The following is a 12,332-nucleotide window of genomic DNA, read 5'->3' on the forward strand; positions in this document are numbered from 1 at the left end:
TTCATCATGCATATTGCAATACGATAAAACGTAAGTAATGGATAGTGGAACTTACCTTTGTACGTCGATTTTGTGGTACGCCGGCAGTAGTACCTGCTCGTATCGCTGGGTCAAGATGCGCTTGTGATATTCGCGGTATTCGTCGTCAGCCACATGCACGCCTGCGTACTCGCTTGGCAAGCTGTCAAACAGTGCGTCGAGCTGAGCTTGATCATAGCTAGATATGAACCGTGCCAGCGCCTTGTTGCATTCCTCGTCCTGTCCGGAGGCAATGTATTTCAGCGGCGCGATATGGTGTCCCCTGTCGTCGAGATAGCAGGAACGCACGTCTAGGACGTCTTGATTGAGTAGTTTTTCGTCATGCAAATGTTGGTGAATTTGTTTCGGTGTGCGCTTGTTATAAAGCGAGCTGCCATTGTCGTAGACGGGGGCGAGTTCTGTGTGCTCGCCGTCGATGAGAATGCCCCAGTTTGTGTTGTTGCGGTCGACGTTGCGTATAAACGAATCGACGATGAACATATCCCAGAACCGTTCGATAGTGCCGGGAATTCGGTTAAGCCAAGGGTGGCGGTAAATAGTGGCCCTCACGTCGGCGAGTACGACGTTGCGCCCGTCTGAAGGGGAGCCGGAGAAGCCGGTCTCATCGTCCGACATGGAGTTCTTGAGTTCACGGAATTCGACGAGTCTGCCATGGCCTGCTTCGAAATCCTTGCAGGCGCAGACCAGTTTCCCCTCGCGTATGCCGAGTTTCGTCTCGTGTACGTCAATGCCGTGCATCGCATATATCTGGGAACCTAGGAATTCGGAAAGCGGGGCTGACGTATAAGATGGCACGGAGCCGGCTAGCTCTTTTGTGGGGCCGGGGAATTTGAGCATCCAGTCTTCGCCCTCCCAGTTCACGCCCACCTTGCGCCCCGCGTCGCCGCCGTAGAACCGTCCGGAATCGGGGCATGGCTCAAAATTCACCAGTTTCAGCATGTGTGCCTCCGTTCATTGCGTTTATTGAGGTTTTGGGTGGCTTACTTTTTTATTATCTCATTCTAATGGTCAAGAATATTGACAATGAGCGAAGAGCGTTGTTCATATTGCTTTTGTTGTTCGCTGCATTGAAATACGACTATTGATAATGTTAGAAATGGCTGGGAAGGAACAAGGAGGGAACAAATATGGGTTTTATATATCAAATAGTTGTAGTGACTTTCCTTGTGGCGTTCATTTTTCTTGCTGTCGAGGTAGTTGCCACTTTGTGCCATATTGGAATCCGAGACTTTGTAAAAGCTGTTGAAGATAAAATCGTTTACTACCCTCGAGCAGCTTCGGTTCTGGCGTTCTTTAAAATTCCTGATTTTCTATTGGCTCTCCTAACAGTTTTTGCGGTCTGGTTTCTTCAAGAAAATAAACTATCGGGTTTTATACGGTTTCATGATGATACTTCCGTCGAGAAATCGTTATTTACACTGGCAATTTCAGCAGATATCGGATTAACGGCATTACTGTCTTTGGCTATTACTTTTTTGCATTCTTTCCGGTCTGCAGATGAAAGCAGCATGTATTGAGAACCCATATAGCCAATATTTACAGAAACAATGGCCTTTTAAACTGGTAACGAGCCAGATTTTTGGTTTGTATGTGATTGGTTTGTATGCGCTTCCGCTTGTTTCTGCTGCACTTCGTGCCTTCTACGGAAATACCAAACAATGGTTTACTCAATTTTCTGAAGATTCCATTTTATTCGATATATGGCTTTCAGTTTACTGTGCTGCGTTATTGATTTTGGCTTTTACTGTTTATGCCGCTTTGCGTTTCAATCATTCATCTCAGTGGATAGAGGAGCAGGGGAAAAATATTATTAAGCAGAATATCACTCATAGATTTCATGGCTATCTCAATGCGGATATTAAGGATGGGCATTATGCCGAATCAATTAGACAACTTAAATCTGAAATTGGTGAATTAGATGGCGACCGGTCCAAGATCACCTATATTAAATACGCTTTTGGTGACTGGTGGGGATTAGATGTTGAGGAGCCTATTTATGCGGCGTTGCATCTTACACACAGTGGGGAACGCAATAGATTCAATGATCTTACTCGCAATACAGTGGATCTTGATAAGCGAGTATTCGAAGTAGCGGTGTATTTAGAACTAAAGTGGAGATTTCTGTACAATTCTGGCTTGGGAAATTCATCTGGTTTTATTGAGCTGCTTGCTCAGCAAAGACGGGAAGATGAAGAGCTCCTTGACAAGATATCAGCTTTATGGCCTGGTTGGTATGCAAATTATTTTAACGGTACTCGTGTGGGTGTGTCGGAATTAATGAACCATTGGCCTGAAGATAACGGCGAGCCAAAACTTGATGTGGTACGAGCGATGATTGAGCAGTGTTACGGTAATTTAGTTTGTCGTACTGAGGATGAAGAAGGTTCCGAGGCATGGCTGTCCGAAATGTTGCAGGGGCATATCGGGGAAGAGGCATCTACTGACAAGTCTTCACAGCGTGATGTGCAAAAAAATACCGAAGATTATCTTTTTAAGCTGGCTGTGGCATTTCTTGTGCAAACGCTCGGGGACTCTAAGACTCAAGAGCGATGGGATAATCAGCGTCAAGAGGAACGTTGGCTTAGAAATGTGTGTCTTGATTCAGTATTCAACCAATCGAAAAGCCAGGCCGTGCTTGACGAGCTGTGGTCTTTTATCTCTGCTCCCAATCTGACGGCGATTTCTGAATGGTCGTTGAAAAGTGTTTACGATATATTGCCGTTTGAGAAAAGAGTCAGTCATTTGATATGGCTTGGTGCATATGATTATTCCGATGACCGGTTGAAGCTAGTAGCTGCTCAACATTACGAGTTGTATGAAGGCGGATTGCAGAAAGATAGTCCGCTGATTAATGGTGAGGTCTGTGAGTTGCAAGGTGGCAGAACAATCAATAAAGATGCTTTAAAGGCAGCGGTCTGGGATGACTTGGATAGTGCTTCATACCCCATTGACTCATGGTGTTCTCAGGAGAAAATAGACGAGGTCATTGATACCTTATTTGATTCTTCGATTAGCATGGACCTTTTTGGCGATGATCGGAACGAACAATTTGATCCGCTCTATCTGTTGATGTTGAAATGTTGTATGTGCAGCGAGTGGGAAGTCTGTAAGGAGCTGAATACGATTATTGATATGGGTGAATCAGTATGCGTTGATGTCAAGATGCAAAAGGAAATTGAATTGTATAAGGAAAGGTATCCTCAAGCTATGCCGAGAGTAATAGAAAAGCTTGAGTCCCTCGAAAAATGAAGAACTTATAGATATTTCTAGTACCATCCTTTGTTATCGGTTATCTTGACAGATGCAGGTTTTGCAAATACATATGTGTATTGATGATTATCGTTAGGAGTAAGGCCGTTGATATCTTGCCCACGTGTTGTTGGCAAGATGCGTCAATTATATAGAAATTTTCAAGAGAGAACTAGTAAAGTTTCCGCCCTCAACTATATAAAATTGGCAATAGCGCTAAATTTACCTATGGTAAAACTGGCGGAAATGCAGAATTTTCCTATGGTAAAATTGGCAAATCATAAGAAATTTCCTAGGGTAAAACTGGCAGGATGTGGTTATGAAGCGTTTGATTATGGCTCAATTGAAGCGTTGGAAAGACTCGAAAGATCATGACCCTCTGGTGTTGTGCGGGGCGCGGCAGGTAGGCAAGACGTATGTTTTGAAAGAGTTCGGGCGGCAGGAATATGAATCTTGCGTGTATATCAACCTGATGAATGATGAAGCCAAAAGGGTGTTCGACGCCGGATATGATGCCAAACAGGTGCTGGCCAATATCGGAATCTATGCGAGGCAGAATGTCGTGCCTGGCAAAACGCTGGTAATCATCGATGAGATTCAGGAAGTCCCGTCGGCCATGACCCTGATGAAGGCGTTCAAGGAAGATACGCCCGAACAGGATATCGTCGCTGCCGGCTCTTATCTGGGAATCACTTTACACGCGGGCATTTCGTTTCCGGTCGGGAAAGTCGAGATGCTCGATATGTACCCGATGACGTTCATCGAATTCCTGTGGGCGAACGGTGAGGAACCTCTAGCCAAGGTCATTGAGCGTTTGGATTTCAAAACGGCTTCAGCGTTTTCGGAACGTCTGGAACGTTACTTGCGCGAATACTACTATGTCGGTGGCATGCCGGAAGCGGTCAAGATGTTCATCGAGGGGGAGGGCCACGAGGATTATGCTGCAGCCCGTTCGGTGCAACGCAGATTGCTGCGCGACTACAACGCCGATTTCTCCAAACATATTCCTGATGGCGTTGAAGCGGAGCGCGTTCGTTTGACGTTCGATTCTATTCCAGCGCATCTTGGCCGGGAGAATCACAAGTTCGTCTTCGGCCATATCGCCAAAGGTGCTCGGGCGCGGCAATTTGAGACAGCCATCCAGTGGATTGTCGATTCGGGCCTGGCCAACCGTGTCTATCGCGTCGATAAAGTGGCGAAACCGCTGAAGTTCTACCGGGACTTGTCGGCTTTCAAACTCTATCTCCATGATGTCGGCTTGCTGGGCGCGACGATGGGAATCGAAGCCAAGGACGTTTTGCTTTCTGACAAGGCGTTGACTGAATATAAAGGCGCGATGACTGAACAATATGTTTGCCAGCAGCTGGTCGCCGGCGGCAACGTTTCATATTACTGGACGGCGGGTGAGAGCCGCCCGGCCGAAGTGGATTTCGTAGTCGAGCACGCAGGTACGGTCGCGCCTTTGGAAGCGAAAGCCGAGGAAAATCTGCAGGCGAAAAGCCTCAGGTCGCTTTGCACGAAAACCGGTCTGCACGGCTATCGCACCTCTATGTCTGGCTATCGCGAGCAGGACTGGATGACGAACGTCCCGCTGTGGGCAGTAGGTCCGTATTTTGCGGTTGAGGATTTTGTGGACTTTGCGGAATAGACTGGACGGCATGAGCAAGAAACATCGGGATCGAAGCTGGGCGCCGGCGCCGGAGGCGTTGCCGGACGGGGTGCACGTGGTCGACGACCATACGCATGTGGCGAGCGTGGTGCCGTTCGCGCGCGAGATGAACCGGCAGGCCATCGAGCGCGACCAGCCGCCGGTGCCGGTCTACAGCGTCGACGAGATTTTGGATCAAGCCAAAGCCGTCGGCGTCGAAGGCGTTATCGATGTGGGCTGCGAGCTGCCAAACCTCAAAGTCGCCGTCCAGATGGCGTTCGATCATCCCAAAACTGTCCACGCAGGTCTTGCGATTCATCCGAACGAAGCCGTTTTGCACGGCCATCGGGGAGTGCCTGGACCGGATGGCTTGCCGTTGAAATACCAGCCGTGGCACGATGTGAGTTTCGAGGACGCGCTTGCGGAAGTCCACCGGTTGGCCACGAAATACCCTGAGCAGGTGGTTGCTATCGGCGAGACCGGTATGGACCTGTTCCGTACCGGCGAGGCTGCGATGGAAATCCAGCGCGACGCCTTCCGCGCCCATATCGCGCTGGCCAAGGAATTGAATCTGCCCATGCAGATTCACGACCGCGATGCCCACAAAGAGGTCATCGAAACGCTGCTCAAAGACGGCAGCCCGGAACGCACCGTCTTTCATAGCTGGTCCGGCGACACCGAACTTGCCCAGATCGCAAAGCAGCAGGGCTGGTATCTGAGTTTCTCCGGCGCATCCAGTTTCAAAAGCAACGAGGAGATCCGCAAGTCCGCGGCCATCGTGGGCCTGGACCACATCATGGTCGAAACCGACGCTCCTTATTTGACTCCGATGCCGTATCGCGGACGACCGAACGCCCCGTATATGATTCCTTACACCTTGAAGGCGCTCGCAGACACCCTTGATTTGCCGATAGGTGAAGTCGCGAGAGCGACGCGCGAAACGACGAGGGCTGTGTACGGCGTATAAAGCTCAGCTATGGCGATTTTTGCGGTTCTTTGGTGAAAAACGTACAATTTTCAATATTTATATGAATTTAGCCGGATTTTGAAAGTTTCCATATATTCGGCCATCGCGGCTCATTTTGGTTTATTGAGTTTGCGACGCTAAACTGGCGCTTTGGTTGATAAACGAGAGCGCCCGGTAGCCGGGCCATGAGAAGAAAGTATGTACGGGGAAGTCTCGTCTTTTCCGTTTTGGAGGGCAGGTCATGGCGCAATCGCAGGATCGCGAGTCGAAGCAGCCTCAAAATCAAAGAAATCGGCGTCACAATGAGCGCGAAACCGAAAATAGAAGCGAAAGCAAGCACGAAGGTAAACAGCCGGCAGAGAAGAAAGCGGTTCGCAAGCTCGTTCGGGAAACCGACAAGGCGACCAAGGTTGCGTCAAAGGCACAAAAACAGGCGGTCAGCGCCGAAGAGAAGGCACTGAGGGCCGAAAAGCGTGCGGTAAATGCCGAAAAGAAAGCGTTGCTGCGGGCCGACACCTTCACCAATGCTCCCAAGGTCTCGCGTGACACGTTGACTCGCGAGGAGCGTAAGGTCATCGCCCAGCACGAGCAGGAGGAAAAGGAGGAGGCCAAGAAGCTGACCCAGGCCTCCGCGCACGGCCCGATTGGCCGCTGGTGGCGCAAGATGCAGTCCAGCCAGGACAAGGTCACCCTCGGCATGGCTATCGTTGCGCTCGGCGTGGTTTACGGCGACATCGGTACGTCCCCGCTATACACCTCGCAGACCTTCATTGCCGGTCAGGGTGGGCTCGGCAACATCGATCGCCCAGCGGTTCTCGGCCTGCTTTCGTTGGTATTCTGGTCAATCACGCTGATTACGACTGTCAAGTATGTGCTCGTGGCCATGCGCATTGATAACAAGGGCGAAGGCGGCATTTTCGCGCTGTTCTCCCTGATTCGTCACCACGGCAAATGGCTGGTGATTCCCGCGATGCTCGGCGGCGCGGCGTTTCTTGCGGATTCCGTGTTGACCCCGGCCGTCTCGATTTCCTCGGCAGTGGAAGGCCTCAAGACCATTCCGCTCTTCGAACCGGTGTTCCATGAGAACACCAGCCTGACGCTCGTGATTACCGTTGTGATTATCGTCATCCTCTTCTGTGTGCAGTCGCGCGGCACCGAGCGTATCGGCAAGGTCTTTGGCTCGGTCGTGATGGTCTGGTTCGCGTTCCTCGCAATCACCGGTATCGTCAACATCAGTGGCGACTGGAGCATCTTCGCGGCCATCAACCCGGTTTATGGCATTGAATTCCTCTTCAGCAAACATAATCTTGCAGGCCTGGCCATCATGGGCACGGTCTTCCTTTCGACCACCGGCGCCGAGGCCCTTTACTCCGACATGGGTCACGTCGGCCGTGGCAACATCTACTTCACCTGGCCGTTCATTTTCGTCGCGTTGGTCTTCAACTACTTCGGACAGGGCGCGTGGATGCTGCGCAACCAAGGCAACACCGCGCTCGGCAACGTCAACCCGTTCTTCGAGATGATGAGCCCGAACGTTCGTTACGTCGGCGTCATTCTTTCCGTGGCTGCTGGTGTCATCGCCTCGCAGGCCTTGATTACCGGCGCGTTCACGATGGTCTCCGAGGCCACCGGCTTGAACTGGATGCCGCATCTTCAGGTGCGCTACCCGGCCCGTACCCGCGGCCAGCTCTATATCCCTGTGGTCAACGTCGTGCTGTGCGTGGCGACGCTTTCCGTGCTGGCCCTCTTCAAGGATTCCGAGCATATTTCCGCTGCATACGGTCTGGCGCTTACCATCACGATGATCACGACGACGATTTTGCTCACCGTCTATCTTTGGTATAAACGCCATCGTGTGTTTGCAATCGTCTTCTTCGTGGTATTCATCGCCATCCAGACGCTGTTCTTCATAGCTTCCATGGCGAAGTTCCTGCATGGTGGCTGGTTCACCATGCTGCTCACGGCATTGATTCTGCTGATTATGATTACATGGAACGACGCGACCAAGATCGAGCGCAGTCAGCGTCGTCATATGAAGCCGCGCGATTTCAAGCCCGCGCTTGCCAAGTTGCATGACGATTTCCGCATTCCGTATTTCGCCGACAACATCGTTTACTTGACCTCCGATTGGGAAATGCATCGGCTAGACACCGATATCTTCTTCTCGATTTTCGCCGACCACCCGAAGCGTGCGCGCGCCTGGTGGGCCGTCTCCGTGGTGACCACGGATGAGCCGTTTACTCGCGAGTATTCGGTGGAGGACTTCGGCACGGACTATATCTTCCGTGTGCGGATCAAGCTTGGTTTCAAGGTTTCTCAGTCCATCCCGGCTTACATCCATCAGGTGATGCACGATCTCTCCGCTTCCGGAGAGCTGCCGGAGCAGAAGTCGGTCTACCCGAAGGTGGACGCCGACCCCGATATCGGCACTGTCCGCTACGTCCTTGTTCACAAGGCTCTGATGCCGGAATCGAAACTGACGGCCCGCGAGTCGCTGTCGCTCAAGATGAAGTACTCGATTCGCCACGTGGCCGGTTCGCCGGTCAAGTGGTTCGGTTTGGCCCCCTATAACCCAGTGGTTGAGGTGCAGCCGCTCTTCGTTTCCACCCGTCGTCCTCCGCGCCTGAAACGCGTTGCGCTGCGTGCCGCCACCGGCAAACGCCGCGTCGAATCCCACGAGCCGAAGGCAGCCGGTGCTGCCCGCAAGTCAGCCACGGAACATGCGCATTCCAAGGCGGCTGCAGCCGGCACCGCAACGGCTGTCAAGAAGTCCGGCAGCGGCATTGGAGTCGCGGAACTGGCCAAGGGTCGCAAGGGTCTCGGCAATCTTGCCAAGTCCGTCAAATTGCAGAAAATGCAGGATGCCGAAGGCAAGACTGGCACTTCCGCTGAAGATACCGGGCAGAGCACCGTGGCCGAAGGCAAGAAGGCCGATACCGGCGAGCAGACCAAGGTTATGCCGCGTCCCGATACTGCCAGCGGAAAAGCTGGAAAGGTGTCATAACCCGGTAATTCGATAACTCAATAATCAAATAATCAGGTAATTGGATAGTCGGATACTTAACCGAATATCAGTGTTGAAGTGCGTCAGCCGTCAGGTACGGTGGCGCACTTTTCGTATGCCTTGGTTCCAACAAAAGGGGAGATGGCGGTAAATGACGTGTTCTCACGGCATAATTTCAGTGTTGAAATCTTGAATAATGAAGCATGCTGGTGTTGCTGTTTTTGCCTCAAAACGGCGTAAAACCGCCTATTTTCTGTTGATTTCCGAAGCCATTATCTAGTAAAAAATATATTTGTATGAAGATATCTAACTTCGATTTTGGTTTTCACAAATAGATGGCTAGACTTGCCCGTTGGTCTGTAAACGAGCGTGCTCGGCAAGTGGATTTGACAAGAAGACAAGCGCGTAAAGTTTCCGTTTCTGGAGGACAAATCATGGCGCAATCGCAACATCATGGGTCAAGTGAACCTCAAAATCGTCAGCAGGAGCAGAATCCACAAAATCAGGAAGTTCGCAGGCGCGTTCGTGGCCGTAAAAAAACCGAGGACACCGGTGCGGTTGACAAGGCTGCTGACGAACGTAAGGTTGCCGGTGGTGTTGACGAGATGACCGGTGAGGCCGGCAAGGTTGTCGGTGATGCAGGCAAGGTCGGCAATGCTGGCAATGTAGGCAAGTCCGACAAGGTTGGCAAGGCTGCTGATGGCGTCAACAATGCAGTCAAAGCCGTCAAAGCTGCCGATAATGCCGGCAAAACAACGCGGGCCAAAACTCCGTTGGAAGTGGCCGCCAAAGCAAAAGCGGTAAACGCTGCCGACGAAGTAACTTCTCACGCGCGCAAGGGCGCAGCTAAAGTTGCTGGCAAAGCGAAAGCCAAGGCTGAGGCGGCAGAAGACGTCGCCGAAACGTCACTGCAAACGCGCAAGGCTTCCACCAAAGCGACTAAAGCCAAGAAAACCGCCGTCCACGCGGAAAAGAAGGCGGCTGGAGCCGAAAAGAAGGTCGCCAATGTCGAGCGCAAGGCCAAAGCCGCCGAACGCAAGGTGGCCAGCGCGGAAAAGAAGGCACTGACTGCCGAGCAACGGGCCGCGGCGGCCGAGAAGAAGGCCCTGCTGCGTGCCGACACGTTCACCAACGCGCCCAAGGTCTCGCGCGATACGTTGACCCGTGAAGAGCGCGAAGAGATTGCCAAGCACGCCAAGGAGGAACGTGAGGAAGCCGAGAAGCTGACCAAGACCTCGCGCAGCCCGATCGGCCGCTGGTGGCGCAAGGTGCAGGCCAGCCCCGACAAGGTGACGCTCGCGATGGCCATCGTCACCCTCGGCGTGGTCTACGGCGACATCGGCACCTCCCCGCTCTACACCGTCCAGACGTTCCTGGCAGGGCAGGGCGGGCTCGCGAAAATTGACCGGCCTGCGGTTCTCGGTATGCTTTCGCTGATTTTCTGGACTCTGCTGCTCATTACCACCGTCAAATATGTGCTGGTCGCCATGCATGCCGACAACAAAGGTGAGGGCGGCATTTTTGCGCTGTTCTCGCTGGTGCGGCACTATGGCAAATGGCTGGTCGTGCCTGCGATGATTGGCGGCGCGGCCTTCCTGGCCGATTCCGTGCTGACTCCGGCCGTTTCGATTTCCTCGGCAGTGGAGGGCCTCAAAACCATTCCCGCTTTCACTCACGCGTTCGAAGAAAACACCAACCTCACCTTGATGATCACCATCATCATTATTGTGGTGCTTTTCTCCGTCCAGGCGCGCGGCACCGAAAGCATCGGCAAGGTCTTCGGCTCGGTCGTGCTGGTCTGGTTCGCGTTCCTCGCGCTGGTTGGCATCGTGAACCTGAGTGGTGATTGGACCATTTTCGAGGCCATTAACCCGGTCTACGGCGTTGAATTCCTCTTCAGCTCGCATAACGTCGCGGGTCTTTCGCTCATGGGCACGGTGTTCCTCGCGACCACCGGTGCCGAGGCGCTTTACTCCGACATGGGTCACGTTGGCCGTGGCAATATCTACTTCACCTGGCCCTTCATCAACGTCGCGCTCGTCCTCAACTACTTCGGCCAGGGCGCGTGGATGCTCAACAACCGCGGCGATAAGTCGCTGGCCGGCATGACTGTCAACCCGTTCTTCCAGATGATGAGTCCCAATGTGCGCTACGTTGGCGTTATCCTCTCGGTGGCTGCGGGTGTGATCGCCTCCCAGGCCTTGATTACCGGTGCGTTCACGATGGTTTCGGAAGCCACCGGCCTCAACTGGATGCCCCATCTTCAGGTGCGCTACCCCTCGCGTACCCGTGGCCAGCTCTATATCCCGACCGTCAATGTCGTGCTATGTATAGCGACCCTTACGGTGCTGGCTATTTTCAAGGATTCCGAGCACATTTCCGCCGCGTACGGTTTGGCATTGACCATCACCATGTTGGCGACGACGATTTTGTTGACCACCTACGTTTGGCATCACCATCATCGCGTGGGCGCCGTATGTTTCTTCGCGTTGTTCGTCACCACCGATTCGCTTTTCTTCATCTCCTCGATGTCGAAGTTCCTGCGCGGCGGCTGGTTCACGATGCTGCTTACGGCCGTAATCTTGCTGATTATGATTACGTGGAACGACGGCACCAAGATCGAACGTTCGCAGCGTCGCCATATGAAGCCGCGCGATTTCAAACCGACGCTTGCGAAATTGCATGACGATTTCCGTATTCCTTACTTCGCCGACAATATCGTCTACCTCACTTCCGACTCCGAGTTGCGCCGGCTTGACACTGATATCTTCTTCTCGATTTTCGCTGACCATCCCAAGCGTGCCCGCGCCTGGTGGGCCGTCTCGGTGGTCACGACCGACGAGCCGTTCACGCGCGAATATTCCGTCGAGGACTTCGGTACGGACTACATTTTCCGTGTTCGGATCAAGCTCGGTTTCAAGGTTTCGCAATCGATTCCTGCCTATATTCACCAGATTATGCACGACCTGTCCGCTTCCGGAGAGCTGCCGGAGCAGAAGTCGGTCTACCCGAAGGTGGATGCGGATCCCGATATCGGCACGGTGCGTTACGTCCTCGTGCACAAGGCCCTGATGCCGGAATCCAAGATTACCGGCCGCGAGGCGCTGAGCCTCAAGATGAAGTACGCTATCCGCCGCGTGGCCGGTTCGCCGGTCAAGTGGTTCGGCCTGGCCCCCTACAATCCGGTGGTCGAGGTCCAGCCGCTCTTCCTTTCCACTCGCCGCCCCCCGCGCCTGAAGCGCGTTGCGTTCCGTAAGCCTCGCCGATCGGAATCGCATAATGATTCTGCGGCGCAGTCATCCGCAACTCAAGGCGTTTCTGGGACGAGCATGATGGTAAAGTCAAAAACCGAAGCTGAGGCCGACAAGGGTGAACGAAAGAGTCCTTCCGTTGTCGACAAACGTTCAAGGACTGAGTGAAGCTGA

General features: G+C 52.9%; 7 protein-coding genes. 6 read left to right on the forward strand and 1 reads right to left on the reverse strand.

Annotated features, from left to right (window positions below; genetic code table 11):
* Nucleotides 1-51: 51 nt before the first annotated feature.
* Nucleotides 52-978, reverse strand: a complete 927-nt coding sequence (locus OZX62_RS01020) for a HipA domain-containing protein (protein ID WP_277176199.1) — start codon at nucleotides 976-978, stop codon at nucleotides 52-54.
* A gap of 188 nt (nucleotides 979-1,166) precedes the next feature.
* Between OZX62_RS01020 and OZX62_RS01025 the strand changes: the two genes are divergently transcribed.
* From OZX62_RS01025 to OZX62_RS01050, 6 genes are all read left to right on the forward strand, one after another.
* Nucleotides 1,167-1,556, forward strand: coding sequence for a hypothetical protein (locus OZX62_RS01025; protein WP_277176200.1), 390 nt, complete (start codon nucleotides 1,167-1,169; stop codon nucleotides 1,554-1,556).
* Entirely contained in the window at nucleotides 1,537-3,288 is a 1,752-nt protein-coding gene (locus OZX62_RS01030) for a hypothetical protein (protein ID WP_277176201.1), read from the forward strand. Before OZX62_RS01025 ends, OZX62_RS01030 begins: the two co-directional genes overlap by 20 nt.
* Before the next feature lie 319 nt (nucleotides 3,289-3,607).
* Nucleotides 3,608-4,936, forward strand: coding sequence for an ATP-binding protein (locus OZX62_RS01035; RefSeq protein WP_277176202.1), 1,329 nt, complete (start codon nucleotides 3,608-3,610; stop codon nucleotides 4,934-4,936).
* Nucleotides 4,937-4,946: 10 nt separating this feature from the next.
* Nucleotides 4,947-5,903: a TatD family hydrolase gene (locus OZX62_RS01040; RefSeq protein WP_277176203.1), complete on the forward strand. Its 957-nt coding sequence runs from the start codon at nucleotides 4,947-4,949 to the stop codon at nucleotides 5,901-5,903.
* A 241-nt stretch (nucleotides 5,904-6,144) separates the two neighbouring features.
* Nucleotides 6,145-8,907, forward strand: a complete 2,763-nt coding sequence (locus tag OZX62_RS01045) for a KUP/HAK/KT family potassium transporter (RefSeq protein ID WP_277176204.1) — start codon at nucleotides 6,145-6,147, stop codon at nucleotides 8,905-8,907.
* 1,040 nt (nucleotides 8,908-9,947) lie between these two features.
* A complete protein-coding gene (locus OZX62_RS01050) occupies nucleotides 9,948-12,326 on the forward strand; it encodes a KUP/HAK/KT family potassium transporter (RefSeq protein ID WP_277176983.1) in 2,379 nt (792 codons plus the stop codon).
* The last annotated feature ends 6 nt before the right edge of the window (nucleotides 12,327-12,332 follow it).

It is taken from the genome of Bifidobacterium sp. ESL0690 (genome assembly GCF_029392315.1).
In the GTDB taxonomy this organism is placed as follows: Bacteria; Actinomycetota; Actinomycetes; order Actinomycetales; family Bifidobacteriaceae; genus Bifidobacterium.